The sequence below is a fragment of the Pseudomonas sp. 02C 26 genome, from assembly GCF_002843585.1.
GTDB lineage: Bacteria > Pseudomonadota > Gammaproteobacteria > Pseudomonadales > Pseudomonadaceae > Aquipseudomonas > Aquipseudomonas shirazensis.
On the sequence record NZ_CP025262.1, the window covers coordinates 1,540,246 to 1,563,021 of the forward strand.

General features: G+C 62.8%; 22 protein-coding genes. 18 read left to right on the forward strand and 4 right to left on the reverse strand.

Features of this window, described 5'->3' with window-relative positions; translation table 11 throughout:
* The 13 genes from flhF (at window position 1) to CXQ80_RS07175 (ending at window position 11,955) form a co-directional block, all read left to right on the forward strand.
* A complete protein-coding gene (gene flhF / locus CXQ80_RS07115) occupies window positions 1-1,311 on the forward strand; it encodes a flagellar biosynthesis protein FlhF (protein ID WP_101317881.1) in 1,311 nt (436 codons plus the stop codon).
* Between the two features lie 92 nt (window positions 1,312-1,403).
* On the forward strand, window positions 1,404-2,237 hold the full coding sequence (fleN, locus tag CXQ80_RS07120; RefSeq protein WP_101317883.1) for a flagellar synthesis regulator FleN: 834 nt from the start codon (window positions 1,404-1,406) through the stop codon (window positions 2,235-2,237).
* Window positions 2,234-2,974, forward strand: a complete 741-nt coding sequence (fliA, locus tag CXQ80_RS07125) for an RNA polymerase sigma factor FliA (RefSeq protein WP_101317885.1) — start codon at window positions 2,234-2,236, stop codon at window positions 2,972-2,974. Before fleN ends, fliA begins: the two co-directional genes overlap by 4 nt.
* A gap of 104 nt (window positions 2,975-3,078) precedes the next feature.
* A complete protein-coding gene (locus tag CXQ80_RS07130) occupies window positions 3,079-3,453 on the forward strand; it encodes a chemotaxis response regulator CheY (RefSeq protein WP_178080754.1) in 375 nt (124 codons plus the stop codon).
* Window positions 3,454-3,471: 18 nt separating this feature from the next.
* The gene (locus tag CXQ80_RS07135) at window positions 3,472-4,260 is read left to right on the forward strand and encodes a protein phosphatase CheZ (protein ID WP_101317889.1); all 789 of its coding nucleotides are present in this window, start codon (window positions 3,472-3,474) and stop codon (window positions 4,258-4,260) included.
* Window positions 4,261-4,272: 12 nt separating this feature from the next.
* Window positions 4,273-6,477, forward strand: coding sequence for a chemotaxis protein CheA (locus CXQ80_RS07140; RefSeq protein ID WP_101317891.1), 2,205 nt, complete (start codon window positions 4,273-4,275; stop codon window positions 6,475-6,477).
* A 46-nt stretch (window positions 6,478-6,523) separates the two neighbouring features.
* Complete coding sequence (locus CXQ80_RS07145) at window positions 6,524-7,648, forward strand: chemotaxis response regulator protein-glutamate methylesterase (RefSeq protein ID WP_101317893.1); 1,125 nt, start codon at window positions 6,524-6,526, stop codon at window positions 7,646-7,648.
* Entirely contained in the window at window positions 7,648-8,388 is a 741-nt protein-coding gene (locus tag CXQ80_RS07150; RefSeq protein ID WP_101317895.1) for a flagellar motor protein, read from the forward strand. Before CXQ80_RS07145 ends, CXQ80_RS07150 begins: the two co-directional genes overlap by 1 nt.
* Window positions 8,389-8,391: 3 nt before the next feature.
* Window positions 8,392-9,249, forward strand: coding sequence for a flagellar motor protein MotD (gene motD, locus CXQ80_RS07155; RefSeq protein ID WP_101317897.1), 858 nt, complete (start codon window positions 8,392-8,394; stop codon window positions 9,247-9,249).
* 78 nt (window positions 9,250-9,327) lie between these two features.
* The gene (locus CXQ80_RS07160) at window positions 9,328-10,116 is read left to right on the forward strand and encodes a ParA family protein (protein WP_101317899.1); all 789 of its coding nucleotides are present in this window, start codon (window positions 9,328-9,330) and stop codon (window positions 10,114-10,116) included.
* The gene (locus CXQ80_RS07165) at window positions 10,116-11,021 is read left to right on the forward strand and encodes a CheW domain-containing protein (RefSeq protein ID WP_101317901.1); all 906 of its coding nucleotides are present in this window, start codon (window positions 10,116-10,118) and stop codon (window positions 11,019-11,021) included. The genes CXQ80_RS07160 and CXQ80_RS07165 overlap by 1 nt, the downstream gene beginning before the upstream one ends.
* A gap of 57 nt (window positions 11,022-11,078) precedes the next feature.
* Window positions 11,079-11,558 carry a chemotaxis protein CheW gene (locus CXQ80_RS07170; protein ID WP_101317903.1) on the forward strand — a complete coding sequence of 160 codons (480 nt, stop codon included), beginning with the start codon at window positions 11,079-11,081 and terminating at the stop codon, window positions 11,556-11,558.
* Between the two features lies 1 nt (window position 11,559).
* Window positions 11,560-11,955, forward strand: coding sequence for a DUF2802 domain-containing protein (locus CXQ80_RS07175; protein WP_101317905.1), 396 nt, complete (start codon window positions 11,560-11,562; stop codon window positions 11,953-11,955).
* 297 nt (window positions 11,956-12,252) lie between these two features.
* Here the strand turns inward: CXQ80_RS07175 and CXQ80_RS07180 are convergent, their stop codons facing one another.
* The 4 genes from CXQ80_RS07180 to CXQ80_RS07195 all read right to left on the reverse strand — a co-directional run bounded on the left by CXQ80_RS07180 (window position 12,253) and on the right by CXQ80_RS07195 (window position 19,875).
* Window positions 12,253-15,048, reverse strand: a complete 2,796-nt coding sequence (locus tag CXQ80_RS07180) for a dermonecrotic toxin domain-containing protein (protein ID WP_101317907.1) — start codon at window positions 15,046-15,048, stop codon at window positions 12,253-12,255.
* Between the two features lie 140 nt (window positions 15,049-15,188).
* A complete protein-coding gene (locus CXQ80_RS07185) occupies window positions 15,189-17,909 on the reverse strand; it encodes a dermonecrotic toxin domain-containing protein (protein WP_101317909.1) in 2,721 nt (906 codons plus the stop codon).
* Between the two features lie 59 nt (window positions 17,910-17,968).
* Complete coding sequence (locus tag CXQ80_RS07190) at window positions 17,969-18,313, reverse strand: EscU/YscU/HrcU family type III secretion system export apparatus switch protein (protein ID WP_101317911.1); 345 nt, start codon at window positions 18,311-18,313, stop codon at window positions 17,969-17,971.
* The gene (locus CXQ80_RS07195) at window positions 18,310-19,875 is read right to left on the reverse strand and encodes a flagellar hook-length control protein FliK (protein ID WP_101317913.1); all 1,566 of its coding nucleotides are present in this window, start codon (window positions 19,873-19,875) and stop codon (window positions 18,310-18,312) included. The genes CXQ80_RS07190 and CXQ80_RS07195 overlap by 4 nt, the downstream gene beginning before the upstream one ends.
* Before the next feature lie 145 nt (window positions 19,876-20,020).
* Here CXQ80_RS07195 and ccmA point away from each other — a divergent pair, with 145 nt between their 5' ends.
* The 5 genes from ccmA to ccmE are packed head-to-tail and all read left to right on the forward strand — an operon-like array spanning window position 20,021 to window position 22,767.
* On the forward strand, window positions 20,021-20,653 hold the full coding sequence (gene ccmA, locus CXQ80_RS07200; RefSeq protein WP_101317915.1) for a cytochrome c biogenesis heme-transporting ATPase CcmA: 633 nt from the start codon (window positions 20,021-20,023) through the stop codon (window positions 20,651-20,653).
* On the forward strand, window positions 20,650-21,318 hold the full coding sequence (ccmB, locus tag CXQ80_RS07205; RefSeq protein WP_101322971.1) for a heme exporter protein CcmB: 669 nt from the start codon (window positions 20,650-20,652) through the stop codon (window positions 21,316-21,318). Before ccmA ends, ccmB begins: the two co-directional genes overlap by 4 nt.
* Window positions 21,319-21,374: 56 nt before the next feature.
* Window positions 21,375-22,142, forward strand: a complete 768-nt coding sequence (locus CXQ80_RS07210; RefSeq protein WP_101317917.1) for a heme ABC transporter permease — start codon at window positions 21,375-21,377, stop codon at window positions 22,140-22,142.
* Complete coding sequence (gene ccmD / locus CXQ80_RS07215) at window positions 22,139-22,315, forward strand: heme exporter protein CcmD (RefSeq protein ID WP_101317919.1); 177 nt, start codon at window positions 22,139-22,141, stop codon at window positions 22,313-22,315. The genes CXQ80_RS07210 and ccmD overlap by 4 nt, the downstream gene beginning before the upstream one ends.
* Window positions 22,312-22,767: a cytochrome c maturation protein CcmE gene (gene ccmE, locus CXQ80_RS07220; RefSeq protein ID WP_101317921.1), complete on the forward strand. Its 456-nt coding sequence runs from the start codon at window positions 22,312-22,314 to the stop codon at window positions 22,765-22,767. Before ccmD ends, ccmE begins: the two co-directional genes overlap by 4 nt.
* The last annotated feature ends 9 nt before the right edge of the window (window positions 22,768-22,776 follow it).

Below are 22,776 nucleotides of genomic sequence, written 5' to 3' on the forward strand. Positions count from 1 at the left end.
ATGCAAGTTAAGCGTTTTTTCGCCGCAGATATGCGTCAGGCCATGAAGCTGGTCCGCGATGAGCTTGGCTCCGATGCCGCTATCATCGGTAACCGGCGCATCGCCGGCGGCGTTGAGCTGACCGCTGCACTGGACTACAAGCTGTCGGCGCTGGCGCCGCGGGTGCCCAACCCTGAGCTTGAAGACGAGCTGCGCAAGACCCAGTCGCGCATCGCTACCGCCCAGGCCGAACTGAGCAGCCGCAGCGATGCCGATGACGGCAACCGTCAGTTGTTTGCCGGCCTCTCGCTGACCGCTTCCGAGCCCTTGGTCGAGCCGCACGTCGAGCAGCCCGCCGCCCCGGCTGCGCCGGCAGTGGCGCCGGTTGATCCGCGCCTGTTCGATGCCATGCGCTCGGAGCTGTCCGGCCTGCGTGAACTGCTCGAAGTACAGCTCGGCTCGCTTGCCTGGAGCCAGTTGCAGGGCAGCAAACCGCTGCAGGCCAACCTCTGGCGGCGCCTGCAGCGTGTTGGCCTGACCGGTGCCTTGGCCCGTGAACTGCTCGACCTGACCGGCGAAATCGACGAGCCGCGGCAAGCCTGGCGGATGATCCTCGCGCACCTGGCGCGAATGATCGATGTACCCGAGATCGAACCGATCGAGGAGGGCGGGGTAATTGCCATGGTTGGCCCGGCCGGCATGGGCAAGACCACCACCCTGGCCAAGCTGGCAGCGCGTTATGTGCTCAAGTACGGCGCGCAGAACCTGGCGCTGGTGAGCATGGACAGCTTCCGTATCGGCGCTCAGGAGCAACTCAAGACCCTGGGCCGCATCCTCAACGTGTCGGTGACCTACGTCGACCCGGGCGAGTCCCTCGCCCAGGCCCTGGAGCCGCTGCTGCGCAAGCGTGTGGTGCTGATCGATACCGCCGGCCTGCAGGCCAGTGATCCGGCCCTGCGCATGCAGCTGGAGACGCTCGCCGGGCGCGGTATCGCTTCGAAGAATTATCTGGTCCTGGCAACCACCAGCCAGAAACAGGTGCTGACCGCCGCCTATCACAGCTACAAGCGCTGTGGCCTGGCTGGCTGCATCCTGACCAAGCTTGATGAAACCGCTTGTCTCGGTGAAGTACTGAGCCTGGCGATCAGTCATGAACTGCCCGTGGCCTATCTTACCGACGGCCCGCGTATTCCTGACGACCTGCACCTGCCGCGCAAGCACCAACTGGTCAGCCGCGCCGTCAGCGTGCAAATGCAGGAAGACCCCAGCGAAGAGGCCATGGCCGATATGTTCGCTGATCTGTACCACAACTCCGGCAAACGCGTGGGTTGAAGATGAACACAATGCAAAGTACCTACAGCAAGGGCTTTAATCACAGCCCTCCATGTGGCCTCGGTTCAAGCGCGACAAGGTAAAGAACAAATATGGGTAGCATGCATCCCGTACAGGTTATCGCCGTGACCGGTGGCAAAGGTGGCGTCGGCAAGACCAACGTTTCAGTCAACCTGTCCCTGGCGTTGGCCGAACTCGGCCGCCGGGTCATGTTGCTGGACGCCGATCTGGGTCTGGCCAACGTCGACGTGCTGCTGGGGCTGACGCCCAAGCACACCCTGGCCGACGTTATCGAAGGCCGCTGCGAGTTGCGCGACGTGCTCCTGCAGGGGCCTGGCGGGGTACGCATCGTGCCGGCCGCCTCGGGCACCCAGAGCATGGTCCACCTGCAGCCGGCGCAACACGCCGGGCTGATCCAGGCCTTCAGCGAGATTGGCGACAACCTCGACGTGCTGGTCATCGACACCGCTGCCGGTATCGGCGATTCGGTGGTGAGCTTTGTCCGCGCCGCGCAGGAAGTGCTGCTGGTGGTGTGCGACGAGCCGACCTCGATCACCGACGCCTACGCGCTGATCAAACTGCTCAATCGCGACTATGGCATGAACCGTTTCCGCGTCCTTGCCAACATGGCCCAGAGCCCGCAGGAAGGGCGCAACCTGTTCGCCAAGTTGACCAAGGTCACGGACCGCTTCCTTGACGTCGCACTACAATACGTCGGCGCCGTGCCGTACGACGAATGCGTGCGCAAGGCGGTGCAGAAGCAGCGTGCAGTTTACGAAGCCTTCCCTCGCTCCAAGTGTGCGCTGGCGTTCAAGGCCATCGCGCAGAAGGTCGATAGCTGGCCGCTGCCTGCCAACCCTCGTGGGCATCTGGAGTTCTTCGTCGAGCGCCTGGTGCAGCCCACCAGTGCGGGACCAGTGCTATGAGTGCAAGCGGTTTTCAGATGTACAGCAAGGCTTCCAAGGACGCCCAGTACGAGTTGGTCGAGCGTTACGCGCCGCTGGTCAAGCGCATCGCTTACCACCTGCTGGCGCGCTTGCCGGCCAACGTGCAGGTCGAGGATCTGATCCAGGCCGGCATGATCGGCCTGCTCGAAGTGTCCAACAAATACGATGCCAGCAAGGGCGCCAGCTTTGAAACCTACGCCGGTATCCGCATCCGTGGCGCCATGCTCGACGAGGTCCGCAAGGGTGACTGGGCGCCACGTTCGGTGCACCGCAATACCCGTATGGTCAGCGACGCGATGCGCGCTGTTGAAGCAAGAACCGGTCGCGACGCTAAAGATCACGAGGTTGCTGCCGAACTCCAATTAGGTCTCGATGATTATTACGGGATTCTGAACGATACCCTGGGCAGCCGACTGTTCAGTTTTGACGACCTGTTGCAGGACGGCGAACATGAAGGTCTGCACGAGGATGGCGCCAGTGCGCAGGTCGAACCGTCGCGGGATCTGGAAGAAGAACGCTTCCAGACGGCGTTGACCGATGCGATCGCCAACCTGCCGGAACGCGAGCGGTTGGTGCTGGCGCTGTACTACGACGAAGAGCTCAACCTCAAAGAAATCGGTGAGGTGCTGGGGGTCAGCGAGTCGCGTGTCAGCCAGCTGCACAGCCAATGCGCGGCACGTCTGCGCAGCCGGCTGGGTGAATGGCGAGCGCGTTGAAACCGGGGTCGCTGCAGTCGTTTTGACGGTGTACCGAATTGATTGAATGCGCGCTCGGGGCCGAGCGCGTTTAAGACTGCTTGGAGGTCTAATTGAACAAAGACATGAAAATCCTCATCGTTGACGACTTTTCGACGATGCGGCGGATCATCAAGAACCTCTTGCGTGATCTGGGCTTCACCAATACCCAGGAAGCCGACGATGGCCTGACCGCCATGCCGATGCTCGAAAGCGGCCACTTTGACTTCCTCGTCACCGACTGGAACATGCCCGGCATGTCCGGCATCGACCTGCTGCGCAAAGTGCGTGCCGATGAGCGTCTCAAGCATCTGCCGGTGCTGATGGTAACTGCCGAAGCCAAGCGTGATCAGATCATCGAAGCGGCCCAGGCCGGCGTCAATGGTTACGTGGTCAAGCCGTTCACCGCCCAGGTGCTCAAAGAGAAGATCGAAAAGATCTTCGAACGCGTGAATAGCTAAATCACGCCAGGGGGCGCCATGGACTCTAACAACAACTCTTTGGGTGAGTTTGAAAACACCCTGAAGAAGCACGCTCAGGAACTGGTCGAGAGCCTTGAGCGCGGCCGGTTTGGCGATGCGGTGCAGCTGATTCATCAGCTCAATCAGACACGCGACCGTGGCCTGTACCAGGAAGTCGGCAAACTGACCCGCGAGCTGCACAGTGCGATCGTCAGTTTCCAGATCGACCCGGCAATGCCGCAGGCTGAGGAAGTCTCGCAGATCACCGATGCCACCGAGCGTTTGTCCTACGTGGTCAAGCTGACCGAGGGTGCCGCCAACCGCACCATGGACCTGGTCGAAGCGAGCACCCCGGTACTCAACGACCTGGCCGGTGAGGCCCAGGCGCTGAGCACTGACTGGCAGCGCTTCATGCGCCGTGAAGTGGCCGCGCCGGAGTTTCGCGATCTGGTCAAACGAGTCGACAGTTTCCTGACGCACAGTGCCGAGAGCAACCGCAAGGTGTCCGGGCACCTCAATGACATCTTGCTGGCTCAGGACTATCAGGACCTGACCGGGCAGGTGATCAAACGCGTCACCGCGTTGGTCACTGAAGTAGAAAGCAATCTGCTCAAGCTCGTGCTGATGGCCAGTCAAGTCGACCGCTTTGCCGGTATCGAACATGACCACGATCAGTTGCGTGCTGAAAAAGATCAAGAAAAACATCCGACTCGGGGTGAAGGTCCGCAGATTCATGCCGATAAGCGTGAAGACGTTGTGTCCGGTCAGGACGATGTCGACGATCTGCTGTCCAGCCTTGGTTTTTAGGGAGCACGTTTAATGAGCTTCGGCGCCGATGAAGAAATCCTTCAGGATTTCCTGGTAGAAGCCGGGGAAATTCTTGAGTTGTTGTCCGAGCAATTGGTCGAGCTGGAAAGCCGACCGGATGATGCCGACCTGCTCAATGCGATTTTCCGCGGTTTTCACACTGTAAAAGGGGGCGCCGGCTTCCTCCAGCTCAATGAGCTGGTGGAGTGCTGCCACATTGCCGAGAACGTCTTCGACATCCTGCGCAAAGGTGAGCGCAGGGTCGACGCCGAGCTGATGGACGTGGTTCTGGAAGCGCTGGATTCGGTCAACAGCATGTTCGGCCAGGTGCGCGAACGCACCGAGGTGACCCCGGCTTCCCGCGAGTTGCTGGCAGCGCTGTCGCGTCTGGCCGAGCCGGGTGCGGCGCCCGCGCCTGCCGCGGTGGTCGAGCCTGAGCCAGCGGTGGTCGAGGAAGACATCACCGACACCGAGTTCGAACAACTGCTCGACTCGCTCGATGCGGTCAAGGCCGAGGCCGAGGCTGCTGAACAGCCGCAGCCAGGTGCAGCCAGCGCCGAGTCGGATGAAATCACCGACGCCGAATTCGAATCTCTGCTCGATCAACTGCACGGCAAGGGCCAGTTCTCGGTCGAGGCGGCCACGGTCGCTCCCGAGGCTGTCGTGCCAGCGCCGGCCGGTGACGAGATTACCGACGACGAATTCGAAGCATTGCTCGACCAGTTGCATGGCAAGGGCACCTTCGCTGCCGATGCGCTGCCGACTGCTGCGGTTGCCGAGGCTGCAGCCAGCCCCGCGCCGGCTGCCAGCGGCGACGAAATCAGCGAGCACGAGTTCGAAGCGCTGCTCGATGAGCTGCACGGCAAAGGCAAGTTCTCGACCGACGCTGCCGAAGCGGCTGCTGTGGCCGTTGCGCCGGCAGCAGCCAAGGCTGAGGTGAAAGCTGCGCCCAAGCCTGCTGCACCCGCAGCAGCTGCCAAGCCTGCGCCAGCGGCCCCGGCACGTGCGCCAGCGCCAGCAGCGCCCGCAGAAAAGCACGCCAGCGAAGCCGAGACGACCGTACGCGTCGACACCGCGCGGCTGGATGAGATCATGAACATGGTTGGCGAGCTGGTGCTGGTGCGTAACCGGCTGGTGCGCCTGGGCCTGAACAGCGGCGACGAAGCCATGTCCAAGGCTGTGTCCAACCTCGATGTGGTCACGGCCGACCTGCAGACTGCGGTGATGAAGACCCGCATGCAGCCGATCAAGAAAGTCTTCGGGCGGTTCCCGCGACTGGTTCGCGACCTTGCCCGCCAGCTCAAGAAGGAAATCAATCTGGAGCTGGTCGGCGAAGAAACCGACCTCGACAAGAACCTCGTCGAGGCTCTGGCCGACCCGTTGGTCCACTTGGTGCGCAACGCGGTCGACCACGGCATCGAAATGCCCGACGAGCGCGACGCCTCAGGCAAGGCTCGCACCGGCAAGGTGGTGCTGTCGGCCGAACAGGAAGGTGACCATATCCTGCTGTCGATCTCGGACGACGGCAAAGGCATGGACCCCAACGTGCTGCGTGCCAAGGCCGTGGAAAAAGGCCTGATGGACAAGGACGCCGCCGAGCGCCTGAGCGAATCGGACTGCTACAACCTGATCTTTGCCCCGGGCTTCTCGACCAAGACCGAGATTTCCGACGTGTCCGGCCGCGGCGTCGGCATGGACGTGGTGAAAACCAAGATTTCCCAGCTCAACGGCTCGATCAACATCTACTCGGCCAAGGGCCAGGGTTCGAAGATCGTCATCAAGGTGCCGCTGACCCTGGCGATCATGCCGACCCTGATGGTGATGCTGGCCAACCAGGCGTTTGCCTTCCCGCTGGTCAACGTCAACGAGATCTTCCACCTCGACCTGTCGCGCACCAATGTCGTCGACGGCCAGGAAGTGGTCATCGTCCGCGACAAGGCGCTGCCGCTGTTCTACCTCAAGCGCTGGCTGGTCCAGGGCCAGGTGCATGAAGAGCAGCACGAGGGCCATGTGGTGATCCTCTCGGTCGGCACCCAGCGCATCGGCTTTGTGGTCGACCAGCTGGTCGGCCAGGAAGAGGTGGTGATCAAGCCGCTGGGCAAGATGCTGCAGGGCACCCCGGGCATGTCTGGCGCGACGATCACTGGCGATGGCCGGATTGCGTTGATCCTCGACGTCCCGAGCATGCTCAAGCGTTACGCCGCCAAGCGTTATTGATTTTCGGTGGCGCAGCCTCGCGGTTGCGCCATCTAATGGAGTGTTTATGGCAGTCAAGGTCCTGGTGGTGGATGATTCCGGTTTCTTCCGCCGGCGCGTTTCGGAAATTCTCTCGTCCGACCCGACGATCCAGGTTGTGGGTACCGCGACCAATGGCAAGGAAGCAATCGACCAGGCGCTGTCGCTCAAGCCCGATGTCATCACCATGGACTATGAAATGCCCATGATGGACGGCATCACCGCGGTGCGGCACATCATGCAGCGCTGCCCGACGCCGGTGTTGATGTTCTCGTCGCTGACCCATGAAGGCGCCCGGGTAACCCTCGACGCGCTGGATGCCGGGGCGGTCGACTACCTGCCGAAAAACTTCGAAGACATTTCGCGTAACCCAGAAAAGGTCAAACAGATGCTCTGCGAGAAGGTACATACCATCTCGCGCAGCAACCGCCGCCTGAGCAGCTATGCCGCACCGGCGCCCGCGCCAGCCGCGAGCAGCCCTGCACCGGCCAGCAGCCTTGGCCACACACCTGCAGCGCGCACTCCGACGCCTGCTCCCGTGCGTAGCCCGGCAGCGCCTGCTGCGGCGCATTCGCCGGCGCCTAAGCGCAAGCCCTACAAGCTGGTGGCGATCGGCACCTCGACCGGTGGCCCGGTTGCGCTGCAGCGTGTCCTGACGCAACTGCCCGCCAACTTCCCGGCACCGATCGTGTTGATCCAGCACATGCCCGCGGCGTTCACCAAGGCTTTTGCCGAACGCCTCGACAAGCTCTGCCGGATCAACGTCAAGGAAGCTGAAGACGGCGACATGCTGCGCCCAGGTCTGGCGCTGCTGGCGCCTGGCGGCAAGCAGATGATGGTCGATGGCCGCGGCATGGTGAAAATCCTGCCGGGCGACGAGCGCCTCAACTACAAACCATGTGTGGATATCACCTTCGGCTCGGCGGCCAAGTCCTACGGTGACAAGGTCCTGTCGGTAGTACTTACCGGCATGGGCGCGGATGGCCGTGAAGGTGCGCGCCTGCTCAAGCAGGGCGGTAGCACGGTGTGGGCGCAGGACGAAGCCAGCTGCGTGATCTATGGCATGCCCATGGCCATCGTCAAGGCCAACCTGGCTGATGCGGTGTACAGCCTCGACGATATCGGCAGGCACCTGGTCGAGGCCTGCGTCTGATGGACGTACTCAGCCTGATCGGCCTGATCCTCGCTTTCGTCGCCATTGTCGGCGGCAACTTCCTCGAGGGCGGGCATGTCGGTGCGCTGCTCAACGCGCCAGCTGCGTTGATCGTGCTCGGCGGCACCCTCGGCGCGGCCATGCTGCAGGCACCGCTGCCGTCGTTCAAGCGTGCGCTGCAGATCGCTCGCTGGATCATCTTCCCGCCGCGGGTCGACCTGGCCGGTGGTATCGATCGGGTAGTCAACTGGAGCCTGACCGCACGCAAGGAGGGCCTGCTCGGCCTGGAAGGCGTAGCTGACGGCGAGCCTGATCCGTATGCGCGCAAGGGCTTGCAACTGCTGGTCGACGGCGCCGAGCCGGAGGCTATCCGGAGCATCCTCGAGGTGGATTTTCTGACCCAGGAAAGCCGCGATATCCAGGCGGCAAAAGTGTTCGAAAGCATGGGCGGCTATGCGCCGACCATCGGCATCATCGGTGCTGTGATGGGCCTGATCCATGTCATGGGCAACCTGGCCGACCCGTCCCAACTGGGCAACGGCATCGCCGTGGCGTTTGTCGCCACCATCTATGGCGTGGCCAGTGCCAACTTGATCCTGCTGCCGGTCGCCAACAAGCTCAAAGCCATCGTCATGCGTCAGTCACGCTACCGCGAGATGCTCCTCGAAGGCCTGCTGTCGATCGCCGAAGGCGAAAACCCACGCTCGATCGAGCTGAAGCTGCAAGGCTTCATGGAGTAAGCCATGCGTCGCCGTCGCCATACCGAAGAACCCGAGAATCACGAGCGCTGGCTGGTGTCGTACGCCGACTTCATCACGCTGCTGTTTGCTTTTTTCGTGGTCATGTATTCGATCTCTTCGATCAACGAGGGCAAGTACAAGGTCGTCTCGCAGGCCTTGCTCGGCGTGTTCAATGACCCTGAGCGGGCCATGCGGGCCATCCCGATCGGCGAAGAACAGCCGCTCAGCATCAAGCCAGCCGAGCCGTTGATCAAAGACAGCGAGCAGACCGATGCGGGCCTCGGCCAGACCAGCGCCGACCCGCTGCAGACCATCAGCGATGATGTGCGCAGCGCTTTCGGCGATTTGATCAGCTCCAACCAGATGACCGTGCGCGGCAACGAACTGTGGGTCGAGGTTGAGCTCAATTCGGCGCTGTTGTTTGGCAGTGGCGATGCCATGCCCAGCGACGCTGCATTCGCGATCATCGAGAAGGTGGCGAATATCCTCAAGCCGTTCGCCAACCCGGTGCACGTCGAGGGCTTTACCGACAACCTGCCGATCCGCACTGCGCAGTACCCGACCAACTGGGAACTGTCGGCCTCGCGTGCGGCCAGTATCGTCCGCCTGTTGGCCATGAACGGCGTCAATCCCGGGCGCATGGCCTCGGTCGGCTATGGCGAGTATCAACCGGTCGCCAGCAACGATACGGCCGAAGGCCGTGCGCGCAATCGACGGGTCGTGCTGGTGATTTCGCGCAACCTGGAAGTACGCCGCAGCCTGACCGCAACCGGCAGCGCCAATGCAACCCCGGATGCGGCGATGCGCCGGGCTGGCACACAAAGTGCACCGCCAAGCGCAGTAGCGGCGGGAGGGGGCTAGCCCCGTCAAATCCCCGTCACAGAATTTCACACCGTTCCCGGGAGGGCAGGCGGCCATACCGGGAGGAAGCAGCGCACCATGAGAGTCTGGGCAGTAGCCAATCAAAAAGGTGGCGTCGGCAAGACCACCACAACCATCGCCCTGGCCGGCTTGCTGGCCGATGCGGGCAAGCGCGTGGTCGTTGTCGATCTCGACCCGCACGGCTCTATGACCAGCTATTTCGGGCATAACCCGGATGCGCTGGAGCACAGCTGCTACGACCTGTTCCTGCACAAGGGCACGGTGCCCGAGGGCTTGCCGGGGCAGTTGCTGCTGCCGACCAGCCACGAACGTATCTCCCTGCTGCCGTCGAGCACAGCGCTGGCGGTGCTCGAGCGACAGTCGCCGGGCCAGAGTGGCCTGGGCTTGGTGATCGCCAAGAGTCTGGCGCAGCTGTGGCAGGATTTCGACTTTGCCCTGATCGACAGCCCGCCGTTGCTCGGCGTGCTGATGGTTAACGCGTTGGCGGCCAGCCAGCAGTTAGTGATCCCGGTGCAGACCGAGTTCCTCGCCGTCAAAGGCCTGGAGCGCATGGTCGGCACCTTGGCGATGATCAACCGCTCGCGCAAGCAGGCGCTGCCGTATCAGATCGTGCCGACCCTGTTCGACCGTCGCACCCAGGCATCACTGGGCACCCTCAAGGTGCTGCGTGATACCTATGCCGACAGCGTCTGGCAGGGCTATATCCCGGTCGACACGCGCCTGCGCGATGCCAGCCGGGCCGGGGTCACGCCATCGCAGTTCGATGGCAAGAGCCGCGGCGTAGTGGCCTATCGGGCCTTGCTCAAACATATGCTCACCTACAAACCCGCATTGCAGGTGGCCTGATGAAACACGCGCAACAGCTTGCCAGCAAACCGCAACTGGCCTTGCAGAGTTACCTCGATGGCCTGTTGCAGGAGGCTACCGAGCCGTTCGACCTTGACCTGCCAGCGGTAGTGGTCGAGGAGGCGCCAAGCAGCGACTTCGAAGCCGCCGTGCGCGAAGAGCAGGCACGTGATGCCCAGCGCAAGGCTGCTGTTGTCGACGTAGCTGGCGCCAGGCCGTTTGCCGAGCCGCAGGCCAAGCTACTGCCGACCGTGCTGGCCCCTGCTGTGGTAGCGCCAGAACCGCTGCTCAGCGTTGTCGAGACTACCGTGGTGGCGGAGGCGAGCATTCCGTTGCTGACCGAGGTCGAAGCACCTGAGCCGGCCGCGCCGCTGGTCGAAGTGCACTTGCCGGCAGCCAATGTGCCGACGCCGCCTACGACCAGCGATGGTCGTCCGGCCTGGGCCGCGGAGCCGTTCGAATGCCTGTTGTTCGATGTAGCCGGGCTGACCCTCGCGGTGCCGCTGGTGTGCCTGGGCTCGATCTACACCCTGGCCGGGCAGGAGCTGACCCCACTGTTCGGTCAGCCGGACTGGTTCCTGGGCATCCTCACCTGCCAGGCGGGCAACCTCAAGGTACTCGATACGGCGCGTTGGGTGATGCCCGATCGCTACCGCGACGACTTCCGCCAGGGCTTGCAGTACGTGATTTCGGTGCAGGGCTACGAATGGGGGCTGGCGGTGCATCAGGTCAGCCGCTCGTTGCGCCTGGACCCCAACGAGATCAAGTGGCGTAGTCAGCGCGGGCAGCGGCCCTGGCTGGCTGGCACGGTCATCGAACACATGTGTGCGTTGCTCGACGTCGCTGAACTGGCCGAGTTGATCGCCAGCGGCGCCGTCAAGCAGATGCACGCCAAACACCAATAATTCGCGGCCACGGCCGCACCGAGCACACCGCCGCTGGCGGCATTTGAGGGTAGGGGAATGAAAAAGTCGTCCGCACAGGGTTCTGAAGATCCGATTCTGCAGTGGGTTACCTTCCGTCTGGACAACGAGTCCTACGGCATCAACGTCATGCAGGTGCAGGAAGTTCTGCGTTACACCGAGATCGCGCCAGTGCCGGGTGCGCCGAGCTATGTGCTGGGCATCATCAACCTGCGCGGCAACGTCGTCACCGTGATCGACACCCGCCAGCGCTTTGGCCTGGTGCCGACCGAGGTCACCGACAATACTCGTGTGGTGATCATCGAAGCCGACAAGCAAGTGGTCGGCATTCTGGTCGACAGCGTTGCCGAAGTGGTTTACCTGCGTCAGTCGGAAATCGAAACCGCGCCGAACGTGGGTAACGAAGAGTCGGCCAAGTTCATCCAGGGCGTGTGCAACAAGAACGGCGAGCTGTTGATCCTGGTCGAGCTGGACAAGATGATGACCGAGGAAGAATGGTCAGAGCTGGAGAATATCTGAGTTGATTTTCGAAGCTGCTGTCATCTTCCTGGCGCTGCTTTGGGCGCTGAGCCTGTGGTTTTTTCTCAATTACAGCAAGCGCCAGCGTGAGCTGGCTGCGCAACAGGCTCAAGGTGATGCCGTGCGTGACCAGCGCATCAAGGAGCTGGCCAAGCGGGTGGACGATTACCAGAACGGCACGGTGCGCATGGGCGAGGCGATCCATGAATTGCGCGCTGTGGTCGCGCCGTTGCCGGACAAGCTGCAACAACTGGAGCAGCGCGATCCCAATGATGTGACCTTTTCCCAGGCGGCCAAGCTGGTTGGCATGGGCGCCAGTGTCAGCGAGCTGACTCAGACCTGTGGTTTGACCCAGGCCGAGGCCGAGCTGATGCGCAAGTTGCATCGTAGCGAGTAGCGTGAAAAGGCGCCCTGGGGTTAGTGCCGTCGGTTGGCGTAATCAGGGCTGCTGCGCAGCCCAGCCCTGGCAAGCCAGCTCCCACAGGTACGGCGCAGGGCTCAAGGACTGCGGCATTCCACTCGTTGGGAGATGCAGCGCAGGCCTCAAGAACTGTCACAGCCCAACTTTGTGAGATGCGGCACACACTCCACCCTATGGGAGCCGGCTTGCCGGCGATGGGCCGCACAGCGGCGCCAAATCGCTTGCCTGGCTGGCATCGGACCTGAGGCAGCAGGTGCTTGCTGAGCCTGCCGCTCAGGGCCTGGCCCAAGAATTGTATCCGCCGATCCTGGCTATGCGGTTGAGTGGAAGCAGCTGCCGTTGCACTGCGTCAAACTCGGGGAGGCTGACGAACTGCCAGGAGTTGGTGCGAGGGAACGCATACAGGTTGATGATCTGACGCATCACGCCGAGTTCAGGCAACAGCCGGTCGACCACGTCGGTGAGCAACTTCGGCCCGGTGAGGCGGCTCAGGGACTGGGCATATTCATAGAAAGCTTGCGGGTCGGTTTGCAGGGAGGGCCTGCTGTTGTAGAAGCCAGGCTCTTGCTGGAAGCGCGCCTGCATTTCTTCGAGGATTGCCCTGAGCGTCGGGTTATCTGCATGGCTGCCTACCAGGCTGCCGTTGTACAGGCAGTTCATGCCTAATCTTTCATTTGATACCGCCGGGTGCAGCAGCAGTCCATTTGCAGTGGTGGCGAGTGCCACGTCATCCAGGTGCTCTCCCGGCATGCCCCTGGGAGCGCCGTCGATTAACACAGGGTACTCGCCAGGCGCCAGCAGGGTGTCGTCGACGTCCATGTACAGGCCACCCTCCTGATCCAGCAGGGCATAGCGCAAAACGTCCGAGGCCGACGAAAAATTGCTCCCCACTCCACCGTTGCCGTGAATCGCCGCCTGGTATTGGGCGAAGTTGGCGCTCTCGCTGAAGCGCTTATAGAACGGCTGGTCCTCAAGGGGCAGTACCTCTACCCCGGGTGCATGCTCCGTCAACAGCCGAAGGTTGGCCTGGAAGGCAGCCGGCTCGGCCCTGGAGAGATACAGGCGATGAACATACTGAGTGTTCTGCAGTGTACGGGCGTTGCGGGCGATATTGTCGATCAGGCTTTGCTCGATCACCTTGTCGCCCACCCAGAGATTCAGGACTTGTTTAGGGATGGGTCGCAGTCCATCGGTGCGTATGGCCGGTAGAACGAAGGGCAGGTTCAGATCGACGCCCAATGCACGCAGGGTCGCCATGCGCATCTTATCGGTAACCTGCCGCGTTCGGGCATCCACCTCGACCAGATTGAGCGAGCCCGGCGCTGCGATGTAGCAGGTGCGCTCAACCTCATTGAGGTCGCTCTCCAGGCCAAAGGCATCGGCCTCCATGTCATAGAACAGATCCGCTTGATAACCGCCGATCATCGCCGTGAGCAGGTCGGGCGAACCGTCGTAGCGAGGGGTCCTGATCACTGCTCCGGCCACAGAGTCGTCGCCACCGGGCAGAGGTGCAATAGGGTCCGGGGTCTGGAAAAAATCCGCCACATCGGCCAGCGCCAGATGCGGTGGATTGATGGGGCTCAAAGGGTAGCCGATCTGTTCGTTGACCCTGCTGGGGACCACAAAGTCGTCACTCTTGAAGCGCAGCAGCACAGGTGCCCTGGACAGTCCGGCAGTCACCAGCGGTGCTGCATTGAGCACCCCGAAGACCGACATGCTGATGCCTTCGGCGCTTTGTCGGACGTTCCTGGCGTGGATGGCCTGGTCCAGACCCAGGCCAAACTGCGCGATGCCGCCGAGGGCGAACAGCGGTGCCAGTTCGGGCACCACCAGGGCCAAGGGAGCCAGCAGGTTGATTGCTGAGTTCAAGTAGCCGCGCCATTTGGCCTTGGTCACCTCGCTGTCACTGGTGATGATGAAGTGTGCGTCTTGGTAACTGCGCTGTTTCTGCCGCCTGGCAAGGGAAAGGAACAGGTCGCCTTCGATCAGGGGGCTATATTCCTTGGCCTTGTAGTTGATGTAGTCCTGTGGGGGCCAGATGCCTTGCGCCGTGAATCCGGGGCGGTTGCTGTCGAGGTGGTAGGGGGCTGGGTAGCTGCCCAGGCCGCATAGTGCGGTGTGAAGGCCGCTGTAACTCAAACCGTCTTCGTGATCGGCCAGGGCGAAATGGTCCTGCAAGGCATCGCGCGTGCGAGGGTCGCGGCACTGGCTGGCAAACCAGTCCAACATGGCCTGTTTGTCGCGGAATTCGTGCAGGGGCGAGGCGTTACCCGCAATATAGAGCAAGACCAGGCCGCTGACGGCGTCGTGCAGGCACAGCAGGTCAGTGGCGCGGTAGCCATATACATTCAGCCACCTGGCGCGCAGCCTCGGTTTGCTGCTGGTTTTGCCGTTACTGGGCGCCGTCGGCGATGAAGCCAGCACGCCGCACGCCTGCCAGGCCAGCTGTCTGCCGGCATCACTCAGACTGCCCTCGGTGATTTGCTTGTTGCATGCGGCGAGGAAGTTGATCTTTGCGCTGACACGGTAGCGTTCCAGATTGGCATCCCAGTAACTGTCGAGCATCGACTTGTACTGCACCTGCAAGTCCAGGCCCCAGATGAACGACTGGAATTGCTCGGCCGCCAGCGCTACATGCGTATCTGCGTTGTATAGCGGCTGGTCGCTGTGCCTGAACAGCCCGTTGTAGATGCTGTAGGGGGCATGGTAGTCAAACAGGCTGCGCTCGCGCAGCGTTTGGACAATGGTCAGAGGCCCTTCGGGCAGTTCGCCGGCCCAAGGGGCACTGAACGCAGCCCCCAGCCAGTTGTTGGCCGATTCGCCATGCCAGTTCGAGAGGACGGACTGGGTCAGGGTCATTTGTTGCGCGACGATCGCAATCCAGCCGAGCTTGGGGCTGAACTGATAGTGCAGGGTGACCGCGTCGACGCGGTCGGGGTCCAGTTCTATGGACTGTTCGTGGGCCCACTGACGTATGGCGGCGGCTGCCGCGCGGTCCGGGCGTGGAAAACCGACAAGGCTGTCGCGCACGAATTGAGTGCCCTTGGCATTGATGTACTGGGTTGTCATGGAGGTCACCTTTGAGTCCGTAAGGGCTGGCAAAGGTGACCTGCGTGCAGGTAGGGATGGCACTATTTATGTAGGTGCATCGCAGGACTCGCGTACCTCGGCCAAAACAGGCCGGCTCTAACGAACCGCCCGTGGATGGCTCAGGTGTGGGCCCAACTGTGCTCGCGGCCAATGCGAGCAACCCGGTCAAGTGGAACATGCTGCTGCAGCACTGCATGGAACAGGCGCAGGTTCAGCGTTGCATGGATGTCGTAGACCGGGGACATCAGCAGATGACAGATTTCCCGCAGCTCTTTGAGTCGCGGCAGTTGTTGGTCAACTACGTCATTGAGCACTGCTGGGCCGGTCAACTGACTCAGGCGTCGGGCATAGGCCCGGAACAGCAGCGGCGCCTGGCGGGGGTCTGGGCGGCTGTTGTAGAAGTTGGGTTCCAGGCCGTAGCGGCGCAGGATTTCTTCGGAAATTGCGTCCAGCGTCGGGTTATCCGGGTGGCTGCCAATCATGCTGCTGTTGAATTTGACGTACATGCCCAACTGGTCGTTCGACACCGGTGGCGAGAGGAGCAGACCATCCTCTGTGGTCTCGAGTGTCAGGTTGGCCAGGGGTGGGCTGAACTGGCCGCTGCTGGCGTCCAGCAACCGATCGTCGGCATCCAGGTAGAGCCCACCATAGTGCTTGAGCAAGCGGTAGCGCAGGATGTCGCAAGCGGAGGCAAGGTTGCGGCCGCGTCCGCCATTGCCGGCGATGGCGGCCAGGTATTGCGGGTAATAGGCTGACTGGGTGAATGCCTGGAAGAAGCCTTGAGTTTCCAGCGGCAGCAACTGTGCGCCCACCGCTCGCGCGCGCAGCAGCTGCATATTGCGCTGAAACACCTGGGGGGCGTTTTGCGAAAGCAGTATCTGGTAGCGGTAGCCACTGATGAGGGCCACCCGCGTGTTATGCACCAGCGCTTCGAGGAATTCGCCATGCAACACACTGTCGCCGAGCCAGACGCTACTGATCAGCCGAGGGATCGGCGTGCATTGCAGCTGCTCATAAGGCGCGTAGTCAATGGGCACCTCCAGGTCGATACCCAATGCCCGAAGGGTGCTGGTGCGCTGGGCGTCGGTGGCGATATGCCGCTGGGTGGACAGGGTCAGGGCTGTGTTGTGGCCATCGGCGAGCCGCCAGCGCAGCGGAGCGATCATGTGCGCGTCTCGGGCGCGGACGAAGCTGTCGCTGGCAAACTCATACTCGACCCAATCACCGACCACGCCCTTGGGCGTCTGCAGCCATGCCATGAAGCGGTGCTCGAGGTTTTCGTCGACGCGCGTCACCACGGCCGCGAGGCTCGAGGACAAGACCGCCTGATCCCGGAATGCCAGCTCCACCGAATCGCTCGCCTGGGCAACAGGCGCCGCGCCGACAGGGGCGTCCAGCAGATCCGCAAGGCGCGCGGAGCTGAAGAATCCTGGACGTGAGCATCGAAACACCGCTGCCTCGCTGGCTAAGCCCTGCCCGGCCACGGGCACGGCGTTGAACAAGCCGAATGCCTGGTTGGCGACACCAGCATCCCTGATCTCCAGGCTCTTGCCATTGATTGCCTGGTCGAGGCCCAGGCTGAACTGGACCAGGCCGCCGATCACCAGCAACGGCGCAAGCTCGGGCAGGACGACGACCAAAGGCGCCAGCAGGCCGGTCACCAGCGTGAGGTAGTTGCCCCAGCGGGACTTGTCGATCTCGTGGTTGCTGGTGATCTGGCTGTCCGCATCGGCATAAGTGCGCTGCTTGCGCTGCAAGGTCAGATGCTCGAAAAGGTCACTGGTGATCGGAGGGGAATAGGTGTCTGGGCGGAAATCGATGATCTCTTGCGGGTCCCAATAGCCGCTGGTGGCAAAGCCTGGGTGATGGGAGCTGAAGCGATGTGCGACCGGGTACATGCCCAGCCCCGTCAAAGCCGTGCGCAGGCCGCTGAAATCCAGGCCGTCGGGCCAGTCGGCGCGGGCGAAGTGCCCCAGCATTGCCCTGCGTTTGTCTGGGGCCTGGCACTGGCGTGCAAACCAGTGCTTCATGGCTTGCGCGTCGGGGAACGCATGAAATGGCGACGAGTTGCCGGGGATGTACAGGATGGTCTCAACGCCGGTGCCCTGCTTGATGTACACGATGTCGGTCGAGGTGTAACCGTAGACGTTGAGCAACGACACGCTGAGGTCGCCGTAAGGCAGCAAGCCGCAAGCTCGCCAGACCAGACGGCGCTGGGAATCGGACAGGCTTCCCTCTGCCACCTGGCGGTTGCAGGCGGCAATGAAGGCGATGTGAATGGCCCGCCGGTAATGGCTTTGGTGCTGCTCCCAGTAGGTGTCGAGTTGCTGTTTGAACAGGGTGTGAAAATTCAGCTTCCAGGCAGCGGTCTGAAAGTCCTCGGCCCGTATCGGCAAGCGCGTGTCCGGTGCGTACCGGGGAGGCTCGGTGCGCTTGTACAAGGCGTTGAACACTTGGTAAGGCGATGCATTGGATAGCGGGTCGATTGGCTCGAGTCGTTCAACGACAGTCAATGGGGCCTGTGGCGGGAGGCCTGCCCAGTCGCCATAGTGAAAACCTCCGTAGCCTGCCGCGGACTCGCCCTGCCAGTTGGCGAGCAATGCTTCGACCATGTTCATTTTCTGGGTGATTACCGCTTTGGTACAGGTACTGGCGCGGCCCTCGCCCGCCGGTTCGGTCCGGTAATGGAAAGTGACCACATCGGTCAGCAATGGCGATTGCGCGACGCCCTGGGAGGTGAGCCAGTTGGTGAGTACCTGTTGGGCCAGCAGGTCAGGGCGCGGTAAACCTTTCAACGCCTGGCGGATCAGGGCCGGGCTGGGGGAAGGCGCGGGATTCATGGGGTTACCCTTCTGTCGAGGAAGGGGCACACGGTGGTGGAGCGGGGCGGTAAACGGCGTCAGGTAACGCTACCACCGGTGGGCAGGCGCAGCGGCGTTGGCGTGACGTCGCGGGGCGCTGCAGTGTCGTCGGCGAAGCCTGCCGGCACACGGCCGCGCAGTTGCCAGGCGAAGGCAATGATTTCGGCGATGGTCAGGTACAGCGCCTCGGGGATCTGCTCGCCCAGTTCCAGGCGAGCCAGCAGGCGTACCAGCTCGGCATTTTCGTAGATCGGCACCTCATGCTCGCGGGCAATCGCCAGGATCGCCTCAGCCAGCTCATCGTCACCCTTGGCGCTGAGGGTAGGGGCCTGCTGGCCGTCGTAGGTCAGGGCAATCGCCTGGCGTGGTGGTTTCTGTGTCATGCGTTTTCGTCTACCCAGCGTTGTTCCACCTGGGTGCGCGGGCCTTGAGGGGGGATGCCCGGGTGGCATTCCAGGTCGCCAACTTCAAGGCCGCGGTCCAGCAGGCGCTGGCGCAGGGCGCCGATCTGGCTATCGATCAGCCTTGCAGTTTGTTCACGCTCCGCCCACAGATGCCCGCTCAAGCGGCCTTGGCTGAGCTGCGCCTGCACCTGCAACGGGCCGAGCGGCGGCAGGTCGAAGGCCAGCTCGATCCGCCACAACGACTCGAGCGGATCGCGTTGCTCGCGCTGCCCGTCAGCCTGTTGCTGCGGGGTTTCTTCGCGCTGCAGCTTGGCTTGCAAAGGGATGAACTCCTGGCCGTGGCGGATCGGGATTTCGGCCTGCCAGGTGGTCTGCAGGTTACCGTTTTCGCTCACACCGGTCTGTTGCAGGCTGCTCAGGGCGTGGCTCTGCAAGCGCGACACGGCAGCCGCAGCCAGACGCAGCAGTTGCTCCAGATCGCCTTCCTGCTCCAGGCTCTGCAGCAGCCGTGACGGTAGCGGGAAACTGCCTGGTTGCGGTCGGGGGCTGACCCGGTCAAGCATGCCCAGTGCACTGCGGGCGAAGCCGGGCATCACCTGTGCCAAGGTATTGGCAGCAACGGTGGGGTTGCTCATGGGGTTGGCGGCGTTCGGCAGCGCCTGCGCAACCAGCCTGATCAACTGCGCTTTGAGGTCTGGGGCGATACCTGCAGGCAAGCCGGCCAACAGCTTCGCCTCAAGAAAACCACCACTGTTGCTCAATGCCTGCGCCACGCCTTTGGGGTCGCTGAGCTGACGCGCATCCGGCAGGCTGGCCAGCAGGCGCTCGGCGCTGGCGCGCAGTAGGCTGCCCGTGTCGGGATCGCTGGCGAGCTGCTGCAATGCGCTGAGCACACCGGGCAGCGAAGCTTGCCGAGCCTGCTGGTTGGCCAGTTGCTGGCTGATCAGCAACTGATCCTGACGCCCGCTCAACGGCACGAAGCGCAGTGACTGGTCGCCCTGCACCAAAGCGCTGAGCAGGCTGCCCACCGGCAATGGGCGCGGGCTCTCGATACTCAGGGTGGCGCCGGCCTGGCTGCTGTTGAGCAGGCTGACCAACGCGCGAAAACTGGCAGTTTCACCGGGGTTGACTGGCAATGCCTGGTTGCTCAGGACCTTGCCCTGCAGCAGGGTACCGATCGGCACCTGGCTGGTGTCGAGGCGGGTGAGGGTGGTGACATTGTTGGCGTTGGCCTGCTGCACCATGACTGCCAGGCGATTGCTGTCGGCCTGGCTCAGCAGCAGCTGGCTGCCCGGAGCCAATGGTTGGCTGGCGGTGGTCTGGACCTGGGTCTGAGTACCGTTGGCGGCAGTCAGGCGCAGCAGCAACTGAAAGTCGACGCCAAGCTGGCGCAGCGACATGACCTCGGCCTTGGCAGTCTCGCCGGGCGCGATCAGCCCGGGCTGCGGTTGCAGCAGGCGCAGCAGTTCGCCGGTCATGGCAGCTTTGGCTGCCTGCGGGGCGATTGCGCTTTGTGCGCCGAGACTATTGATTTCAGTCATGATTGTATACAACCTGTCGAAGCAGCCCTCTTGGCAGCGCGGCGGCGCGTGTAATAATGCCGGCCACGTCGCCCACCACTGTCAGTATAACGGCAGGCCAGGGGGCGACTTGAGACTCAGGCTCCACACAGAATAAGGCGGTACCGTGACCCTTGACCTTCGAGCCACCGGCCTGGCGTGCGAGCGCGACTGGCGCCTGCTGTTTGAACACCTGGATTTTCAGCTGGGCCCAGGCGACATGCTGCAGATCAGCGGCCCCAACGGCAGCGGCAAAACCAGCCTGCTGCGGCTGTTGGCCGGGCTGATGCAGCCCACCGCCGGGCAGATCCAGCTCAATGGCCAGCCGTTGGCCGAGCAGCCGCAGGCACTGGCCAGCATCCTGCTGTGGATCGGCCATGCGGCGGGTATCAAGGATTTGCTCACGGCCGAAGAGAACCTCGCCTGGCTCTGCGCGCTGCATCAGCCGGCCAGTGTCGAGGCGATCTGGCAGGCCCTGGCCGCAGTCGGCCTGCGCGGTTTTGAAGATGTGCCCTGCCACACCCTATCCGCCGGCCAGCAGCGGCGGGTGGCGCTGGCGCGGCTGTACCTGGCCGGGCCGCCACTGTGGATTCTCGATGAGCCGTTCACCGCCCTCGACAAACAGGGCGTTGCGCAGCTTGAAGCGCACCTGGCCGCGCACTGCGAGGCGGGCGGCACAGTGGTGTTGACCACGCACCACAGTCTCACGCTCAAGCCTGCCGGCTATCGTGAACTGAATGTGGGGCAGTGGGCCGCATGAGTGTATTCGTCCTGTTGTTGCGCCGCGAAGCGCGCCTGCTGTTCCGCCGCCCGGCCGAGCTGGCCAACCCGTTGGTGTTTTTCGCCATTGTGGTGGCGTTGTTCCCCCTTGCCGTCGGCCCCGAGACGCAATTGTTGCAAACCTTGTCGCCTGGCCTGGTCTGGGTAGCCGCGCTGCTTGCGGTACTGCTGTCGTTGGACGGCTTGTTTCGCAGCGATTTTGAAGACGGCTCGCTGGAGCAATGGGTGCTGTCGCCGCATCCACTGGCGTTGTTGGTGCTGGCCAAGGTGCTGGCGCATTGGATCTTTTCCGGGCTGGCGCTGGTATTGTTGGCGCCGCTGCTGGCGCTGATGCTGGGCCTGCCGGCGAGCTGCCTGCCGGTGCTGCTGGCCTCGCTGCTGCTGGGCACGCCGGTGCTGAGCCTGCTCGGTGCAGTGGGCGCGGCGCTGACCGTGGGCCTCAAACGCGGTGGTTTGTTACTGGCGCTACTGATTTTGCCGTTGTATATCCCAGTATTGATCCTGGGCAGTGGCGCCTTGCAAGCGGCGTTGCAGAATATGCCCGCCACTGGCCACCTGTTGTGGCTGGCCAGCCTGACTGCCCTGGCTGTGACCCTGGCACCCTTTGCGATAGCGGCCGGCCTGAAGATCAGCGTCGGCGAATAACGAGATCTGGGCCTACGGCAGAATGCTCAAGGCCCAGCCAAGACCGGATGTACCTGATGAAAATAAGCTGGACGTGGTTCCACAAGCTCGGCTCGCCCAAATGGTTCTACGCCATCAGCGGGCGCATGCTGCCCTGGCTGACGGTGGCCGCTGTGCTGTTGCTGACAGTCGGCATGGTCTGGGGCCTGGCCTTTGCGCCGCAGGACTATCAGCAGGGCAACAGCTTCCGCATCATCTATATCCATGTGCCGGCGGCCATGCTCGCGCAGTCCTGCTATGTGCTGCTGGCGGTGGCTGGTGTGGTCGGGCTGGTGTGGAAGATGAAGATCGCCGACGTTGCCCTGCAGTGCGCGGCGCCCATCGGCGCCTGGATGACCGCCGTGGCGCTGGTCACCGGGGCCATCTGGGGCAAGCCGACCTGGGGTAGCTGGTGGGTCTGGGATGCGCGCCTAACGTCGATGCTGATCCTGCTTTTTCTGTACTTCGGCATCATTGCGCTGGGCCAGGCGATCAGTAATCGTGACAGCTCGGCCAAGGCTTGTGCGGTGCTGGCGATCGTGGGCGTGATCAACATCCCGATCATCAAGTATTCGGTGGAGTGGTGGAACACCCTGCACCAGGGCGCGACTTTCACCCTCACCGAAAAGCCGGCGATGCCCGCAGAAATGTGGCTGCCGCTGCTGCTCACCGGGCTTGGCTTCTACTGCTTCTTCGGCGCTGTGCTGCTGCTGCGCATGCGCCTTGAGGTGCTCAAGCGCGAGGCCCGCGCCAGCTGGGTTCGTGAAGAAGTGCTGAACAGCCTGGGGCGGAGGGCAGCATCGTGAGTTTTGCCTCGTTCAGCGAGTTTCTCGCCATGGGCCACCACGGCCTGTACGTATGGTCGGCCTACGGCATCTGCCTGGCAGTGCTGGCGCTCAATGTCGCCGCACCACTGTTGGCCCGCCGTCGTTATCTGCAAGAAGAGGCGCGTCGTCTGCGCCGGGAGAACAATCAGTGAATCCGCAGCGCAAGAAACGCCTGTTGCTCATCGGCGCCCTGCTGGTCGGGGTCGGCGTCGCCGTTGGCTTTGCCCTGAGTGCCCTGCAGCAGAACATCAACCTGTTCTACACCCCGACCCAGATCGCCACCGGCGAAGCGCCGCTGGACACGCGCATTCGCGCCGGTGGCATGGTCGAGAAGGGCTCGGTGCAGCGCTCGGCTGACTCGCTCGACGTGCGCTTTGTGGTCACCGACTTCAACAAGTCGGTGCCGATCACCTATCGCGGCATCCTGCCGGACCTGTTCCGTGAAGGGCAGGGCATCGTTGCCTTGGGCAAGCTCAATGCCGATGGCGTGGTGGTGGCGGATGAAGTGCTGGCCAAGCACGATGAAAAGTACATGCCGCCTGAGGTGACCAAAGCACTCAAGGAAGGCGGCCAGGCGGCCAGCGGCGCGGAGCAGAAGCCATGAATGCTGCCC

Coding starts and splice junctions, on each gene's coding strand:
- flhF (WP_101317881.1), top strand. CDS start 1: ATGCAAGTTAAGCGTTTTTTCGCCGCAGATATGCGTCAGGCCATGAAG.
- fleN (WP_101317883.1), top strand. CDS start 1,404: ATGGGTAGCATGCATCCCGTACAGGTTATCGCCGTGACCGGTGGCAAA.
- fliA (WP_101317885.1), top strand. CDS start 2,234: ATGAGTGCAAGCGGTTTTCAGATGTACAGCAAGGCTTCCAAGGACGCC.
- CXQ80_RS07130 (WP_178080754.1), top strand. CDS start 3,079: ATGAAAATCCTCATCGTTGACGACTTTTCGACGATGCGGCGGATCATC.
- CXQ80_RS07135 (WP_101317889.1), top strand. CDS start 3,472: ATGGACTCTAACAACAACTCTTTGGGTGAGTTTGAAAACACCCTGAAG.
- CXQ80_RS07140 (WP_101317891.1), top strand. CDS start 4,273: ATGAGCTTCGGCGCCGATGAAGAAATCCTTCAGGATTTCCTGGTAGAA.
- CXQ80_RS07145 (WP_101317893.1), top strand. CDS start 6,524: ATGGCAGTCAAGGTCCTGGTGGTGGATGATTCCGGTTTCTTCCGCCGG.
- CXQ80_RS07150 (WP_101317895.1), top strand. CDS start 7,648: ATGGACGTACTCAGCCTGATCGGCCTGATCCTCGCTTTCGTCGCCATT.
- motD (WP_101317897.1), top strand. CDS start 8,392: ATGCGTCGCCGTCGCCATACCGAAGAACCCGAGAATCACGAGCGCTGG.
- CXQ80_RS07160 (WP_101317899.1), top strand. CDS start 9,328: ATGAGAGTCTGGGCAGTAGCCAATCAAAAAGGTGGCGTCGGCAAGACC.
- CXQ80_RS07165 (WP_101317901.1), top strand. CDS start 10,116: ATGAAACACGCGCAACAGCTTGCCAGCAAACCGCAACTGGCCTTGCAG.
- CXQ80_RS07170 (WP_101317903.1), top strand. CDS start 11,079: ATGAAAAAGTCGTCCGCACAGGGTTCTGAAGATCCGATTCTGCAGTGG.
- CXQ80_RS07180 (WP_101317907.1), bottom strand. CDS start 15,048: ATGACAACCCAGTACATCAATGCCAAGGGCACTCAATTCGTGCGCGAC.
- CXQ80_RS07185 (WP_101317909.1), bottom strand. CDS start 17,909: ATGAATCCCGCGCCTTCCCCCAGCCCGGCCCTGATCCGCCAGGCGTTG.
- CXQ80_RS07190 (WP_101317911.1), bottom strand. CDS start 18,313: ATGACACAGAAACCACCACGCCAGGCGATTGCCCTGACCTACGACGGC.
- CXQ80_RS07195 (WP_101317913.1), bottom strand. CDS start 19,875: ATGACTGAAATCAATAGTCTCGGCGCACAAAGCGCAATCGCCCCGCAG.
- ccmB (WP_101322971.1), top strand. CDS start 20,650: ATGAGTGTATTCGTCCTGTTGTTGCGCCGCGAAGCGCGCCTGCTGTTC.
- CXQ80_RS07210 (WP_101317917.1), top strand. CDS start 21,375: ATGAAAATAAGCTGGACGTGGTTCCACAAGCTCGGCTCGCCCAAATGG.